This window comes from Antarctobacter aquimaris, from assembly GCF_900184945.1.
GTDB classification, from domain to species: domain Bacteria; phylum Pseudomonadota; class Alphaproteobacteria; order Rhodobacterales; family Rhodobacteraceae; genus Maliponia; species Maliponia aquimaris.
The window spans coordinates 43,667-57,244 of record NZ_FXYF01000004.1; the positions used below are offsets into that span (position 1 = coordinate 43,667).

Annotated in this window: 16 protein-coding genes and 1 tRNA gene; 8 read left to right on the forward strand and 9 right to left on the reverse strand. The window is 66.3% G+C overall.

The window, feature by feature from the left end; all coding sequences use genetic code 11:
* Nucleotides 1-64: 64 nt before the first annotated feature.
* The 5 genes from MAA8898_RS08090 (at nt 65) to MAA8898_RS08110 (ending at nt 3,873) form a co-directional block, all read left to right on the forward strand.
* Nucleotides 65-436 carry a winged helix-turn-helix domain-containing protein gene (locus tag MAA8898_RS08090; protein ID WP_094020498.1) on the forward strand — a complete coding sequence of 124 codons (372 nt, stop codon included), beginning with the start codon at nt 65-67 and terminating at the stop codon, nt 434-436.
* Nucleotides 437-499: 63 nt separating this feature from the next.
* Nucleotides 500-1,285: a molybdate ABC transporter substrate-binding protein gene (modA, locus tag MAA8898_RS08095; RefSeq protein WP_094020499.1), complete on the forward strand. Its 786-nt coding sequence runs from the start codon at nt 500-502 to the stop codon at nt 1,283-1,285.
* 4 nt (nt 1,286-1,289) lie between these two features.
* Nucleotides 1,290-1,961, forward strand: coding sequence for a molybdate ABC transporter permease subunit (modB, locus tag MAA8898_RS08100; RefSeq protein WP_094020500.1), 672 nt, complete (start codon nt 1,290-1,292; stop codon nt 1,959-1,961).
* The gene (modC, locus tag MAA8898_RS08105) at nt 1,958-3,073 is read left to right on the forward strand and encodes a molybdenum ABC transporter ATP-binding protein (protein WP_094020501.1); all 1,116 of its coding nucleotides are present in this window, start codon (nt 1,958-1,960) and stop codon (nt 3,071-3,073) included. The genes modB and modC overlap by 4 nt, the downstream gene beginning before the upstream one ends.
* Entirely contained in the window at nt 3,070-3,873 is an 804-nt protein-coding gene (locus MAA8898_RS08110) for a sulfite exporter TauE/SafE family protein (protein WP_094020502.1), read from the forward strand. Before modC ends, MAA8898_RS08110 begins: the two co-directional genes overlap by 4 nt.
* A 58-nt stretch (nt 3,874-3,931) precedes the next feature.
* Here the strand turns inward: MAA8898_RS08110 and MAA8898_RS08115 are convergent, their stop codons facing one another.
* From MAA8898_RS08115 to fabB, 3 genes are read right to left on the reverse strand one after another with little or no spacing between them, the layout of a single operon-like run.
* Nucleotides 3,932-4,252, reverse strand: a complete 321-nt coding sequence (locus MAA8898_RS08115; protein ID WP_094020503.1) for a hypothetical protein — start codon at nt 4,250-4,252, stop codon at nt 3,932-3,934.
* Nucleotides 4,252-5,040 (reverse strand): enoyl-ACP reductase FabI, encoded by a 789-nt coding sequence (locus tag MAA8898_RS08120; RefSeq protein WP_094020504.1) that lies wholly within the window; start codon nt 5,038-5,040, stop codon nt 4,252-4,254. The genes MAA8898_RS08115 and MAA8898_RS08120 overlap by 1 nt, the downstream gene beginning before the upstream one ends.
* Nucleotides 5,041-5,059: 19 nt before the next feature.
* Nucleotides 5,060-6,289: a beta-ketoacyl-ACP synthase I gene (gene fabB, locus MAA8898_RS08125; RefSeq protein ID WP_094020505.1), complete on the reverse strand. Its 1,230-nt coding sequence runs from the start codon at nt 6,287-6,289 to the stop codon at nt 5,060-5,062.
* A gap of 180 nt (nt 6,290-6,469) precedes the next feature.
* On the opposite strand from fabB, the gene MAA8898_RS08130 reads away from it, so the two are divergent.
* Entirely contained in the window at nt 6,470-7,129 is a 660-nt protein-coding gene (locus MAA8898_RS08130) for a hypothetical protein (RefSeq protein WP_217900492.1), read from the forward strand.
* On the opposite strand, the gene MAA8898_RS08135 is transcribed toward MAA8898_RS08130, so the two are convergent.
* Nucleotides 7,111-8,127 carry a DNA cytosine methyltransferase gene (locus MAA8898_RS08135; RefSeq protein ID WP_217900493.1) on the reverse strand — a complete coding sequence of 339 codons (1,017 nt, stop codon included), beginning with the start codon at nt 8,125-8,127 and terminating at the stop codon, nt 7,111-7,113. The two genes, MAA8898_RS08130 and MAA8898_RS08135, sit on opposite strands and share 19 nt — an antisense overlap.
* Nucleotides 8,128-8,618: 491 nt before the next feature.
* Here MAA8898_RS08135 and MAA8898_RS25755 point away from each other — a divergent pair, with 491 nt between their 5' ends.
* The gene (locus MAA8898_RS25755; RefSeq protein ID WP_141194815.1) at nt 8,619-9,173 is read left to right on the forward strand and encodes a hypothetical protein; all 555 of its coding nucleotides are present in this window, start codon (nt 8,619-8,621) and stop codon (nt 9,171-9,173) included.
* Here MAA8898_RS25755 and fabA read toward each other — a convergent pair.
* Nucleotides 9,131-9,640 carry a bifunctional 3-hydroxydecanoyl-ACP dehydratase/trans-2-decenoyl-ACP isomerase gene (gene fabA, locus MAA8898_RS08140; protein WP_094020507.1) on the reverse strand — a complete coding sequence of 170 codons (510 nt, stop codon included), beginning with the start codon at nt 9,638-9,640 and terminating at the stop codon, nt 9,131-9,133. The genes MAA8898_RS25755 and fabA overlap by 43 nt on opposite strands.
* 161 nt (nt 9,641-9,801) lie before the next feature.
* Here fabA and irrA point away from each other — a divergent pair, with 161 nt between their 5' ends.
* A complete protein-coding gene (gene irrA / locus MAA8898_RS08145) occupies nt 9,802-10,224 on the forward strand; it encodes an iron response transcriptional regulator IrrA (protein ID WP_094020508.1) in 423 nt (140 codons plus the stop codon).
* A gap of 112 nt (nt 10,225-10,336) precedes the next feature.
* On the opposite strand, the gene MAA8898_RS08150 is transcribed toward irrA, so the two are convergent.
* From MAA8898_RS08150 to MAA8898_RS08165, 4 genes are all read right to left on the reverse strand, one after another.
* A complete protein-coding gene (locus tag MAA8898_RS08150; protein WP_094020509.1) occupies nt 10,337-12,220 on the reverse strand; it encodes a bifunctional sugar phosphate isomerase/epimerase/4-hydroxyphenylpyruvate dioxygenase family protein in 1,884 nt (627 codons plus the stop codon).
* Nucleotides 12,221-12,348: 128 nt separating this feature from the next.
* Nucleotides 12,349-12,432, reverse strand: a tRNA-Leu gene (locus tag MAA8898_RS08155).
* A 62-nt stretch (nt 12,433-12,494) separates the two neighbouring features.
* The gene (locus tag MAA8898_RS08160; RefSeq protein ID WP_094020510.1) at nt 12,495-13,034 is read right to left on the reverse strand and encodes a tetratricopeptide repeat protein; all 540 of its coding nucleotides are present in this window, start codon (nt 13,032-13,034) and stop codon (nt 12,495-12,497) included.
* Nucleotides 13,035-13,065: 31 nt separating this feature from the next.
* Nucleotides 13,066-13,542, reverse strand: a complete 477-nt coding sequence (locus MAA8898_RS08165; protein ID WP_094020511.1) for an Lrp/AsnC family transcriptional regulator — start codon at nt 13,540-13,542, stop codon at nt 13,066-13,068.
* Nucleotides 13,543-13,578: the final 36 nt, after the last annotated feature.

Consider the following 13,578-nt stretch of genomic DNA (forward strand, 5'->3'; position numbering starts at 1 on the left):
GTTTGCCCCTGTGCCGCCTGTTCCCGCTTGCCAGCGCGGCACATTCCGCGAATATCATGCGGATATGTCCAGCCATACCCAACCGCCCCGCCTTCGTCTGCGCATCGTCTTCGGCGACATCGGGATGATGGGCCCGGGCAAGGCCGACCTGCTCGAAGGGATCGACCGCACCGGCTCGATCGCCGCCGCCGGGCGCGAGATGAAGATGAGCTACAAGCGCGCCTGGTCGCTGATCGAGGCGCTGAACGCCATGTTCCGCGCGCCGCTGGTCGAAAGCGCGCGGGGCGGGCCGGGGGTCGGCGGCGCGCATCTGACCGACCTCGGCCGCGAGGTGCTGCGCCACTACCGGACCTTCGAGGCCCAGGCGCAAAGCGCCGGCGCGGCCGAGATCCTGGCCCTTCAGCACATGATCAGGGATATTCCCGAAGGGAAATAACAATTGACGCTCCCGGCGCGGCGGTGGATATTTCCCGCAAGATATATCCATCCGGAAGACCCCATGCCCCTCACCCGCCGCGCCTTCGGTGCGTCTGCCCTTGCCTTCGGTCTCACCGGGGCCCGCCCGGCCGCCGCGCAGGACGGCCCGCCGATCGTCGCCGCCGCCTCGGACCTGCGCTACGCGGTCGAGGAGATCGCCGCCGCCTTCCGCGCCGAGACCGGGCAGGAGGTGCTGCTGTCCTTCGGCTCGACCGGCAACTTCGCCCGCCAGATCCGCGAGGGCGCACCGTTCCAGCTGTTCATGGCCGCCGACGAACGCTTTGTCCTCGATCTCGCCCGTGACGGCCACCTGCGCGACGAGGGCGCGCTTTATGCCCTCGGCCGCCTCGCCCTCGCCGTCCCGAACGCAGGCTCCACCCTGCAACCCGACGGCACGCTGGCCGACCTGCGCACCGCGCTGGCGCAGGGCCGCGTCACCCGCTTTGCCATCGCCAACCCGGACCACGCCCCCTACGGCATGCGCGCGCAGGAGGCGCTGCAACACGCAGGCCTCTGGGAGCCGCTCCAGCCGCTGCTGGTGCTGGGCGAAAACGTCAGCCAGGCGGCGCAATTCGCGCTGTCGGGCAATGCCGACGGCGGCCTGATCGCCTGGTCGCTGGCGCTGGCGCCGCAGTTGCAGGAACAGGGCCGGTTCGCCCTGGTCCCCGCCGACTGGCACCAGCCGCTGCTGCAACGCATGGCCCTGACCCGCAACGCCGGCCCCGTGGCGCAGGCCTTCTACACCTACATCCAGCAGCCCGAGGCCCGCGCGATCATGGCGCGCTACGGCTTCACCCTGCCGGAGTAGACCCTTGGACTGGCAGGCGCTCTGGCTCTCGCTCTCGCTCGCGGCCTGGACCGTGGCGCTGCTGCTGCCGGTCTCGGTCTTCATGGGCCGCCTGCTGGCCACCCGGCGCTTTCGCGGCAAGGGCCTGGTCGAAGGGCTGGTCATGCTGCCGCTGGTCCTGCCGCCCACGGTGTTCGGCTTCTACCTGCTGGTCTCGCTGGGCCGCAATTCACCCGTGGGCGCCTTCTGGCAGCAGATGTTCGGCCAGCAGCTGGTGTTTTCCTTCGAAGGGCTGATCGTCGCCTCGGTCATCTTCAACCTGCCCTTCGCGATCCAGCCCGCCCAGCGCGCCTTCGAGGCGATCCCCAATTCGCTGCGCGAGGCCGCCGCCTCCTCGGGCCTGTCGCCGCTGCGCGCGCTCTGGCGGGTCGAACTGCCGCTGGCCTGGCCGGGGGTGATGACCGCCATGGTGCTGACCTTCGCCCACACACTGGGCGAATTCGGCATCGTGCTGATGGTCGGCGGCTCGATCCCCGGCGAGACCCGCACCATCGCCATCGCCATCTACGACCGCGTGCAGGCCTTCGACATGGAGTCCGCCGCCACCATGTCGGCGGTGCTGGTCGCCGTCTCGCTGATCACCATCGCCACCACCTTTGCGCTGTCCTCGCGCGTCGGCCGCAGGCTGGGCCAATGACGCTGACCGTCCGCCTGCGGGCACAGGCGCCCATCCCGCTCGACCTCGCCTTCGAGGTCGGCGAGGGCGAGCTGCTGGCCCTGGTCGGCCCCTCCGGCTCGGGCAAGACCACGACGCTGCGCGCCATCGCCGGCTTCTGGCGGCCTGACGCGGCCCGCATCGCGGTCTCCGGCACGCCCTGGCTCGACACCGCGCAGGGGCTCTGCCTCGCGCCGCATCGCCGGCGGGCCGGGCTGGTGTTCCAGGACTTCGCGCTGTTTCCGCACATGACGGCGGCGGGCAACGTCGCCGCCGCCATGGGCGACCTGCCCGCCAGGGTCCGCGCGCAGGAGGCCGCGCGCCTCTTGCACCTTGTCCACCTGGGCGACCTCGGGCACCGCCGCCCGGCCGAACTGTCGGGCGGGCAGAAACAGCGCGTGGCGCTGGCCCGCGCCCTGGCCCGCCGCCCCGAGGTGCTGCTGCTGGACGAGCCGTTCTCGGCCGTCGACCGCCCCACCCGCGACCGCCTGCACGAAGAGCTGATCGGCCTGCGCGCGCAGCTGTCGATGCCGGTCGTCCTCGTGACCCACGACATCGGCGAGGCGCAGTTGCTGGCCGACCGCATGGTGGTGATCGACCGTGGCCGCATCGTCGCCGATGGCAGCACCGCCACCGTCATGTCCGACCCGGCCGCCCTGCGCCACCTCGGCCTGCGCGAGATCGCCGCCATGTTGCCCGCCCGCGTCGCCGCGCAGGAAAGCGACGGCATGACCCGGCTGGACACGGCGGGCGGGCCGATCTGGCTGCCACGGGTCGACGGCGCGCCGGGCCAGCGCCTTCGCGTCCGCGTGCTGGCGCACGAGGTCATCCTGTCGCGCCAACGGCCCGAGGGCCTGTCGGCGCAAAACATCCTCGCCGGGCGCGTCGTCTCGGCCACCCCGGGCGAAGGTCCCGGCGTGCTGGTGCGCATCCGCGTCGGCGATGAGCAGATCGTCGCCCGCATCACCCGCCGCGCCTGCGAGATGCTGGCCCTCGCCCCGGGCGACCCGGTGTTCGCCATCCTCAAGACGATGTCGGTGGCCCGTGGTCACGTCGCGCAGGAGGCCGACAGCGGCGGCCCGCCGCCGCGATGACCGGGCGGGCGCGCCTTGCAATGGCCGGGGCCTGGGGCGCGGTGATCGGCACGCTGGGCGGGCTGATCGGCCTCGGTGGCGCGGAATTCCGGCTGCCGGTGCTGATCGGCGTGTTCCGCTTTGCCACGCTCGAGGCGGTCGTTCTCAACAAGGCGCTCAGCCTGGTCGTCGTCGCCGCCGCCCTGCCGTTCCGCGCCGACACCGTGCCGCTGGCCCTGCTGGCGGAGCATTGGCCCGTCATGCTGAACCTGCTGGCCGGCAGCCTCTGCGGCGCCTGGGCCGGGGCCGGCTGGGCCACCCGGCTGAAACCGCGCGCGCTGAACCACGTCATCGCCGCGCTGCTGCTGGTCATCGCGGTGGTGCTGGTGGCCGGTCACGCGCCCGGCGGTGGCGCGGCGCTGGTCGAGGCCGGGCCGGCCCGCGCCGTCCTCGGCGTGCTGGCGGGCTTTGCCATCGGCATCGTCGCCGCCCTGCTCGGCGTCGCCGGGGGCGAGCTGCTGATCCCCACGCTGGTGCTGCTGTTTGGCGCGGACATCAAGCTGGCCGGCAGCCTGTCGCTGGCGATCAGCCTGCCCACCATGCTCACCAGTTTCGCCCGCTACAGCCGCGACGGCAGCTTTGCCGTGCTCGGCCGCAACCGGGCGTTCGTGGCGGTCATGGCGGCGGGGTCCGTCGCCGGGGCGTACCTCGGCGGCCGCCTGCTGGGGGTCGTGCCGGAGGCGGTGTTGCTGCCCGCGCTGGCGGCGATCCTCGTCGCCTCGGCCCTGCACCTGCTGCGCCACGCGGCGGACCCGCCCTGAAACGCGACACGCGCTGTGGCCCTGTACCGTGGCAGGGAGAGGATCGTCAGGGCAGAGGTTACAGCGCCGCCCCGTAGGTGCAGATCGCGCCGTGCCCGTCGGTCGACCGCACCAGAGTCTCACCCCGGAACACGGCATGGACATAGCGCGGCGCCTCGGGTGATCCGTAGGCATAGCTGACGCAGGCCTCGTCCCAGTTCGCCGGGTTGCGCTCGTATCCCGCGTCCAGGCCGAACACCGCGTCGGCCTGCGCTTTGGTCATGCCATTGGACAGCTTGCGCGCCTCTGCGCCCTGCGCGCCGCCCGTGGCCCCCGGCGCCACCCCCTGCATGCAGCCCGCCAGCGCCAGCAGCGCGGCTCCCGCCAGCGCGCCCCGCATCACAGGTTGTCCAGCTGGGGCATCCCCAGCACGTGATAGCCGCCGTCCACCAGGATCACCTCTCCGGTGGTATAGGCGCCTGCGTCCGAGATCAGCCAGACCGCCGTGCCGCCCACCGCCTCCAGCGAGGCGTTCGACCGCAGCGGCGCGTTCTGCTCGGTGTGCTTGTAGGTGCGCCGCGCGCCACCGATCGCCGCGCCCGCCAGCGTCTTCATCGGCCCCGGCGAGATCGCGTTGACGCGGATGCCGTCCGGCCCCAGGTCATTGGCCAGGTAGCGCGTCGTCGATTCCAGCGCCGCCTTGGCCACGCCCATCACGTTGTAGTTGGGCACCACCCGCTGGCTGCCGAGAAAGGTCAGCGTCAGCAGCGTGCCGCCGTTCTTCATCAGCGGATGCACCCGCCGCGCCACCTCGATGAAGCTGTAGACCGAGATGTCCATCGACTGCTTGAAGTTCGCCCGAGAGGTGTTCAGGAACCGCCCCGTCAACTCATTCTTGTCGGAATAGGCGATGGCGTGGACCAGGAAATCGACGCTCTCCCACTCCCGCTCCAGCGCCGCGAACGCCGCATCCAGCGAGGCATCGTCGGTCACGTCCACGTCCACCATGAAACTCGACCCGACGCTTTCCGCCAGCGGCTCCAGCCGCTTGCCAAAGGCCTCGCCCTGGTAGGTGAACGCCAGCTCCGCCCCCGCGTCGGCGCAGGCCTTGGCAATCCCCCAGGCGATGGAGCGTTCGTTCGCCACCCCCATGACAAGCCCGCGCTTGCCCTCCAGAGATATCGTCATGCCCGCCCCTCCCGTGTCGTCACTCGACAAACCGCGACAGCACCATCGACCCGTTGGTGCCGCCAAAGCCGAATGAATTCGTCATCACCGAGTCCAGCCCGGCCTTCTCCACCAGCGTCGTCGCGATCTCCTCCGGCTTCAGCGCCGGGTCCAGCGTCTCGACGTTGATCGACGGGATGATGAAATCATGATGCAGCGCCAGCAGGCAATAGATCGCTTCCTGCGCCCCGGTCGCGCCCTGGCTGTGCCCGGTCATCGACTTGGTCGACGACACCGGCGGCGTCGTGCCCTCGCCGAACACCCGCCGCACCGCCTGGATCTCGCCCACGTCGCCGACGGGGGTCGAGGTGCCGTGCGCGTTGATGTAGCTCACGCGGCGCCCCTCCGGCAGCGTCGACAGCGCCAGCCGCATCGCCCGCTCGCCGCCCTCGCCCGAGGGCGCCACCATGTCCGCCCCGTCCGAGGTCGCGCCGTAGCCCGTCACCTCGGCGTAGATCTTCGCCCCGCGCGCCCGCGCGTGCTCCAGCTCTTCCAGCACGACGATCCCGCCGCCCGCGCTGATGACAAACCCGTCGCGGTCCTTGTCGAACGCCCGGCTCGCCCGCTCCGGCGTGTCGTTGAACTTGGACGACATCGCGCCCATCGCGTCGAACAGGCACGACAGGGTCCAGTCCAGCTCCTCGCCGCCGCCCGCGAACATCACGTCCTGCTTGCCCATCATGATCTGCTCCGCCGCGTTGCCGATGCAATGCAGGCTGGTCGAGCAGGCCGAGGTGATCGAGTAGTTGATCCCCTTGATCCTGTAGGCGGTCGACAGGTTCGCGCTCACGGTCGAGCACATGCACTTGGGCACCGCAAAGGGTCCCACCCGCTTGGTCGCCCCGCTGCTCAGCACGGTCTGGTGCGCCGCCAGCATCGCGCTGGTCGACGGCCCGCCCGACCCGGCGACAAGCCCGGTGCGCGGGTTGACGATGTCACCCTCCTCCAGCCCGGCATCGGCGATGGCCTGCGCCATGGCGATATGCGCATAGGCCGCCCCCGGCCCCATGAAGCGCAGCGTCCGCTTGTCGATGTGCTCGGCCACGTCCAGCGTGATGGCCCCCGCAACCTGGCTGCGAAAGCCGTGCTCCTTCATCTGCTCGTTGGCAGTGATCCCCGAGCGGCCCGCCCGGAGCGAGGCCAGGACCTCTTCGGCGGTGTTTCCGATGCTCGAGACAATCCCGAGCCCGGTGACGACGACGCGGCGCATGGAGCCTCCTCCTGATGTGTCAGGATGTTAGTAGGTCAAGGAGGGGGGGAGGTGCAAGGTGGGAGGGAGAGCGAAGTAGTAGAGCTGTTGTTGAAAACACCTTGTAGGCGAGCCATAAAGTCTGTCTACATTAATAAGCAGCGTGAACGATTGAACCACGTAGATTCCAAAGAGGTGCAAATGTCTGTCCAAGATGACCGACGAGAAGAAGAGCAGATTGAACTATTCGAACTTTCACGCCCATCGGCACGCTCGCGTGACGGCATAGATGCGGAACTTGAAATAGATGGAATTACCATTGAGTTCGAGTTGAAGAGCACAACGAAAAGCTCAATGACCACTGTCCGCGATTTCGGCATGAGCCACATTGAGAAGTGGAAGGATAAACATTGGCTATTTGGCTTCTACACCTCGAACGGAAAAGCTCTACGGTTCACCCGGTACGCCTCCCCAAGAATGATGTCATCTTGGATCGAAGAGAAGAGACAGTACATTTCAATGGACTTCTTGCTGTCCGTAAGAGCGCCTGGGCGGCTTGAGATCGAAGACTTGTTTGCGATCTGCGGACAAAAAGATCAATACACAATAGATGATGCAAAGATGCTACATAAGAACCAATTTTCGAAAGAGCAGTACATCAAGAATTTCGATTTGGAAGGCGGCTACTCTCCGGAAAAAATGCTCGAAATCTTACGGTTAAGGTGCAAGTACGTTTTGGAGAGAGGGAGCACACTGAACAATCCCCACATTCCTGCAAACGTTCTCAACAATCTCCCGATAATTACAAAAGATCATAGCGAAGAACTGCGTCGACTTGTTCGTCAGGAATTGAAAATTTGATTTCGGATCGCTTTGGCAATTGAGTAAGCCACAGGCGGGCATACTGAGTTTCCAATCATCCCTAGTCTTTGGTACACTGCGCCAACAAACTCCCACTCAAGTGGAAAACCTTGAAGCAACTGACACTCTTCGACGCACATTCTGTGCGTGCCATCTTTCGTAGGGTATGAACGAGCGATTGTGGGATTCGGCGAAACCCCATGCGGCCAAATCCCATATTCCTTCCAGCGCTTGACTGCCGCAGTGCTGTTTGCAACGGATGTGGTTTGCCGAGGACCGGTAAGTGTAGAACGCAAAGTGGGCGCAGGACCATCGGCGCTCGATAAATCCAACCCCAAGGCTTCTCGCACACCCCGTCGAACATTGCTCTTCTCGAAGGCTTTAGAGTCTACAGAACGCCCCAAATCTGAGCGAACACCAATCATTACGGCCCGCCCTCTTCTCTGAGGGACGCCGAAGTCGTCAGCAAAGAGAACACTTGTCGATATTCTGTATTTGCCTTTCAATCGCGCCAACAGAGAATTTCGATATTCTTCGAATTTCGAAGACAAAAATCCAGGTACGTTCTCCGCAATGAACACAACTGGTTCTATTTCCAAAACTGCTCGAACAAACTCTGGGAACATGTCCCGAGCATCATCCTTGCCTTTGCGCCGACCTGCAATTGAGAACGGTTGACACGGGGGGCCTCCATGGATCAAGTCGACAACCCCCTTCAACTCCCGCCAATTCTGCTCCCTTACATCTCCAAGCTCACCACTAAAAATCCTCCAATCCGGGCGGTTCTTAGAGAGAGTTTCGCCTGCAAAAGGTAGGATTTCGTAGGATGCAAAATGCTCGAATCCAGCCAAATCAAAGCCCAAATCCAGCCCACCGCCACCACTAAACAAAGATAGAGTTTTGACCTGAACACTACTAAGCTGAGGCATGTCCAAGAGCGGATCATAACCGGGTTTTAGTTCAACTGGATCGGTGCTTGCAGCTTTTCTGTCCGCCATTTTTCTGGCAATCTGAGAAGACCTTGAGGACAAAGCATACTGCTTCCGCTTCTCGTCACTAATCTGCCATGGTAGATGAGTATAACCCATAGGTTCTGGATGCCGCCTGGATGTTTTCCTTATGTTCCACGGATACACCGGCCTCTTCTTCAAGGCAAGGCACGAAGCCGGATTTGAGCCACTTTAAGCTTCGCTTGCCTCACCGACATCGTTAACCGGCAACCCGTAGGGTGCGTGCTCGCACGCACCGCTCCCCAACACCTCCCGCTACCGCGACCGCCCGAACACACCCCGCACCACACCCCCCATCGGCCAGCCACCGCCGATCCGCGTCCGGCATTCCAGACCTGACAAGCGGTCCGCGAACCGGCAGGCTGGGGGTGCGGCGGTGCCAACCCAACCCATCGCAGCGCTCCGGGAGATTGCCCCGGCCGCGCTCCCCTGTGTGTTCGTCGCGATTTTTGATGCCCGCATTCCATAGGAGATTTCCCATGACCACGACCCGCACCCTGACAACGCTCGCCGTGCTCGGACTTGCCGCGCTGCTTGGCGGACCCGCCGCCGCCCAGGGCCTCAAGGCCCCCGGCGGTCCGCTCGAGGGGACCAATTGCAACCCCAGCACCAATCTCAAGCCCTGGACCTGCAAATGCGACAGCACCGACTCCTGCAACAAGCTGGCCGCCAAGTGCGAGCACGTCGACGGCAAGTATTACCAGTGTGACAAGGACCACACGAGCGCCAAGAGCGCCGGGGTCAACCGGCTGTTCAAGTCGAACTGCCCCCCTGCGATGCGCGGCCCCCGCGCATCGCCTCCCCGGCCCCGCGCCGCCCCGCCGCACCGGCGCACCGGCGCCGCGACACCCATGAACAAACCCTTGCCGCTTTGTACAAAACGACATTTTTCGCGTACAAGACGTACGTTTTGTACAAAACGGGCGGCCCCATGGACCGCCCGAAACACGGGGATTTCCCCACCAGACCGGAGTATGACGAGTCCGCGAAATCAGCTCTCGCTGAGGGCCACCTTCATGTCCTTGACCACGTAGATCACCTCGCCGTCGGCCTCCACGATGCCGTCCGCGACGCCCATGGTCAGCCGCCGCGTTTGCAGCGCCTTGGTGAAATCCACCTTGTAGGTCAACATCTTGCGGTCCGGGCGCACCATGCCGGTCAGCTTCACTTCGCCCACGCCCAGCGCATAGCCCCGGCCCTTCCAGCCGCGCCAGCCCAGGTTGAACCCGGTCAGCTGCCACAGCCCGTCCAGCCCCAGGCACCCCGGCATGATCGGGTTTCCGGGAAAATGGCACTCAAAGAACCACATGTTGGGGTCGATGTCGAACTCCGCCACAACATGTCCCTTGCCGTGTTGTCCTGCGTCGCCCGAAATCTCGGTGATGCGGTCCATCATCAGCATCGGCGGCGCCGGCAGCTGGGCATTGCCCGGCCCGAACAATTCGCCCCTGGAACATTTCAGCAGGTCGTCCTTGCCAAAGCTGGTGGGATAGTCGGCCATGCGGGCGGGCCCCTTCTCGCTGTCTCACGTTCGACCCCGTCTAGCACCCGCCCCGCGCCGCTGGCAAGTGGCCCGCCAGGGCCGCTCAGCCGCCTTTTGCATTGAATTCCCGCGCCATGGGCCTTTATATACCGGGTGACAGGACACAAACGTGGAAGCCCATGATCCCGGAGGCGATCGAACGCGGCAAGACTTGGCTCGGACGCAGCGACCTGCGCCCGACCCGTCAGCGTGTCGCCCTTGCCGCCCTTCTCGTCGGCGACGGCCAGAACCGCCACGTCACCGCCGAAAGCCTGTTTGACGCCGCCAAGCGCCACGGCGAACGGGTCTCGCTCGCCACGGTCTACAACACGCTCAAGGCCTTCTGCGACGCCGGCCTGATGCAGGAGGTGACGGTCGACGGCTCCAAGAGCTACTTCGACACCAACACCCACGACCACCCGCATTTTTTCTGGGAGGACGACGGCCGCCTCACCGACGCGCCGGCCGACCAGTTGCAGATCACCCGCCTGCCCGATGCCCCCGACGGGGCCGAGATCGCCTCGATCGACGTGGTGATCCGCCTGCGCCGCAAGGCGCGCTGACCTCGCAGGCCGCAAGGCACCCTGACGCCATCCACGCTCAGACACAAAGGCCCGTCCGCGCGTCGGACGGCGCGTTGGAGAAACGCGACGGCCAGTGCGCGGACGGGCCTCCTCAGCCGCGCGGCATCCCCTTGGCCCGCATCAGCCGCTTCTGCGCCGCGATCCGGAACGGCGCGTTCGGCGCGCCGTATCCGCCGTAGCCATCGCGCCGCTCGAGGATCTCGAAGAACATCCCGCCCGCGAAGGGCCGCGAGTAGAGCTGCAGGAACTCCCCCCGCGCGTCGCGGTCATAGAGGATGTTGTAGCGCCGCAGCAGCGCCAGCCGCTCTTCGGGGATGTCAAAGCGCGACACCAGGTCGGCGTAGTAGTTGTTCGGCATCACCAGCGGCTCGAACCCGCGCGCCGCCAGCGCCTCGGCGGTGGCCAGGATGTCGTCCGTGGCCAGCGCGACATGCTGCACCGGCGCGCCAAAGCTCTCGGCCAGGAAGGCGCCGGCAAAGGTGCGGTGCGTCTCGGCGCCGTTCAGGGTGATCCGGAACGCCCCCGACCGCGCCTCCAGCGCCTGGCTGCGCACCAGCCCGTCCGGGTCGGTCACGTCGACCATGGGCGATTTGCCCATGTCGAACAGCGAGGTGTAGAACAGCGACCAGCTCAGCATCTCGTCATAGGTCATGGTCTGGGCCACGTGGTCGATCCGCGTCAGCCCGGCGCCCGCCGCGTCCGCCGCCACCGGCGAAAACTCGGCCGACCAGACCTCGGCCGTCGCGCCATCGAGGAAATGCAGCAGGCTGCCGCCCAACCCGCGGATCGCCGGGATCTCCAGCTGCCCGGGGCTCAGCGCCTGCGAAAACGGCTGCGCGCCCAGCGCCTGGCCGCGCGCCACCGTGTCCGCGGCCGATCCCACCTTCAGCCCGATGTCGCAGATCGAGGTGCCGCGCGCGTTGTAGACCGATCCTGCGAAATCGCCCGCCTCCTCGTTGATCAGCACGCGGATCTCGCCCTGCTGCCACAGCGCCAGCTTCTTCGAGATATGCGTGCCGACGCGGGCAAAGCCCAGCGTCTCGAGCAGCGCGCCCAGCGCCTGCGCCTCCGCCCCGCGCGAGGTGAACTCGATGAAACTGACGCCCGCCACCTCGACCCGGGGCGGAAAGGCGGGCAGGTTTACGCCCGCCTCCGGCTCGGCCCGGCGCACGTCGTCCATCAGCGCCACCAGCGAGCGGTAGCCATCCCTGGCCACGCTGCTCGACAACCCGCCCCGGAACTGGTCGTTGAAGATCTCCAGGCTGATCGGCCCGCTGTACCCCGCCGCCATCGCCGCGCGGGTAAAGCCCGCCACGTCAAGGTCGCCCTCACCCGGCATGTTGCGGAAGTGGCGCGACCAGTACAGCAGGTCCATGTCGATCTTCGGCGCGTCCGCCAGCTGCACGAAAAAGATCCTGTCGCCGGGGATGCGCCGGATCGTCTCGGGGTCGATCCCCCGCGCCAGGGTGTGAAAGCTGTCCAGCACCAGCCCGATGTTGGGATGGTCCGCGCGGCGCACGATCTCCCAGGCGTCGCGATGGTCGTTGACGTGGCGGCCCCAGCACAGCGCCTCGTAGCCGACACGGATGTTGCGCGCCGCCGCGATCTCGCCCAGCTGTGCGAAATCCTCGGCCGCGCGGTCGATCCCGCCCAGCGCCTCGGGGTGGCAGGACGAACAGAACAGCACCAGGTCGGTGCCCAGCTCGTCCATCAGGTCGAACTTGCGCTGCGCCCGGTCGAATGCCTTGTCGCGCAGCGGCCCCTTCGGCAGGCCTTCGAAGTCGCGGAAGGGCTGGAACAGGGTGATCTCCAGCCCTTGATCGCGGATCATGTTGCCCACGTCGCGCGGGCTGTTTTCGTCGGCGATGAAATCCTGCTCGAATATCTCGACCCCGTCGAACCCCGCCGCCGCGATGGCGTCCAGCTTTTCCCGCAGGTTGCCCGACACCGATACCGTCGCGATCGAAGTTTTCATGTCCTGTCCCCGTGGTTCCCGCAAACACCGCGCTCGCTTGCGCGCCCCCAAGTGCCTGCATGGGGCAGGCAGCGGACAAGGTCAAATGTCCAGTGATCCCGACGGGGGCGCGTCAGGCGCGCCGCCCCTGGTGCCCGCGGCCGGACTCGAACCGGCACGGCCGAAGCCTGGAGATTTTAAGTCTCCTGTGTCTACCATTCCACCACGCGGGCCACAGCCGCGACCATAGCCAAAGCGGGACCGGTGTAAACCGTCCCGAAGCGTGTCGACTGACCTACAGGTCCTTGCCCGGCTCAGGCTTCAGAAAGGCCCGTTCCGACAGCCAAGGATTCAGCTCCAGCGCCGCGCGCAGCGCCGCCTGCCCCTCGTCGTCGCGGCCCAGCGCGATCAGCGTCAGCGCCTTGCCAGACAGCGCGCCGATGTGGCGCGGGTTCAACTTCAGAGCCTCGTCCAGGTCGGGCAGCGCCGCCGCGTAGTCGCCGCGCAGAAAGTTGACAAAGGCCCGCTGGTTGTAGCCCTCGGCGTAGAACGGGCAGTAGTCCACCAGCTTGTCCAGCCGGTCGAGCGCGCGCAGGAAATCGGATTCCGCCCGCGCCTGCATCCCGTCGTTCAGCATGGACTGGCTCGGCTCGTCGGGCGCGTCGTCCCACAGCATCCACATCTGGTTGGAAATCTGCCGGGCCGCCATCTCGTTCGGCGCCTCCAGCAAGGCCTCGTAGAGCGGGTCGATCGCCTCCGACAGGTCCGGGGCGGTCGGGCAGCCATCCGCCAGCACAGGCGAGGCCAACAGGGTCAGGGCAAACGCGTATCTCATGCGCCAAAGGGTGCCACGGCGCGCGCCTGCGTCAAGTCACATCCGCGACACCGTTTTCCTTGACCGCCTCCATCGCCACAAAGGTCGAGGTCGACGACACCCCCGGCAGGGTCGACACCCTTTCCGCCAGCACCTGGCGATAGCTGGGCATGTCCTGCGTGCGCACCTTCAGCAGGTAGTCGAAATTGCCGGCGATCAGATGCGCCTGCTCGATCTCCGGGATCGTCGCGATCGCCGCGTTGAACCGCGCCAGCGTCACCTCGCGGGTGTCCACCATCCGCACCTCGACAAAGGCGACATGGTCGAGGCCCAGCCGGATCGGGTCCAGCACCGCGCGGTAGCCGCGGATATAGCCCGCCTCCTCCAGCCGCCGCAGGCGGGTCTGGGTGGGGGACTTGGACAGGCCGATGCGCCGCGCCAGTTCGGTGACCGAAATGCGCGCCTCGCCCGCCATCACCCCCAGAATGGCCCGGTCAAAGCGGTCCAGGTCATCGGCATCCATTTGCATCACGATTCCGCAGAAATTCAGGTCAAAGCATCATCA

Coding starts and splice junctions, on each gene's coding strand:
- irrA (WP_094020508.1), top strand. CDS start 9,802: ATGATCCCGGAGGCGATCGAACGCGGCAAGACTTGGCTCGGACGCAGC.
- fabB (WP_094020505.1), bottom strand. CDS start 6,289: ATGCGCCGCGTCGTCGTCACCGGGCTCGGGATTGTCTCGAGCATCGGA.
- fabA (WP_094020507.1), bottom strand. CDS start 9,640: ATGGCCGACTATCCCACCAGCTTTGGCAAGGACGACCTGCTGAAATGT.
- MAA8898_RS08110 (WP_094020502.1), top strand. CDS start 3,070: ATGACCGGGCGGGCGCGCCTTGCAATGGCCGGGGCCTGGGGCGCGGTG.
- MAA8898_RS25755 (WP_141194815.1), top strand. CDS start 8,619: ATGACCACGACCCGCACCCTGACAACGCTCGCCGTGCTCGGACTTGCC.
- MAA8898_RS08135 (WP_217900493.1), bottom strand. CDS start 8,127: ATGGCGGACAGAAAAGCTGCAAGCACCGATCCAGTTGAACTAAAACCC.
- MAA8898_RS08090 (WP_094020498.1), top strand. CDS start 65: ATGTCCAGCCATACCCAACCGCCCCGCCTTCGTCTGCGCATCGTCTTC.
- MAA8898_RS08165 (WP_094020511.1), bottom strand. CDS start 13,542: ATGCAAATGGATGCCGATGACCTGGACCGCTTTGACCGGGCCATTCTG.
- MAA8898_RS08150 (WP_094020509.1), bottom strand. CDS start 12,220: ATGAAAACTTCGATCGCGACGGTATCGGTGTCGGGCAACCTGCGGGAA.
- modA (WP_094020499.1), top strand. CDS start 500: ATGCCCCTCACCCGCCGCGCCTTCGGTGCGTCTGCCCTTGCCTTCGGT.
- MAA8898_RS08160 (WP_094020510.1), bottom strand. CDS start 13,034: ATGAGATACGCGTTTGCCCTGACCCTGTTGGCCTCGCCTGTGCTGGCG.
- MAA8898_RS08115 (WP_094020503.1), bottom strand. CDS start 4,252: ATGCGGGGCGCGCTGGCGGGAGCCGCGCTGCTGGCGCTGGCGGGCTGC.
- MAA8898_RS08120 (WP_094020504.1), bottom strand. CDS start 5,040: ATGACGATATCTCTGGAGGGCAAGCGCGGGCTTGTCATGGGGGTGGCG.
- modC (WP_094020501.1), top strand. CDS start 1,958: ATGACGCTGACCGTCCGCCTGCGGGCACAGGCGCCCATCCCGCTCGAC.
- MAA8898_RS08130 (WP_217900492.1), top strand. CDS start 6,470: ATGTCTGTCCAAGATGACCGACGAGAAGAAGAGCAGATTGAACTATTC.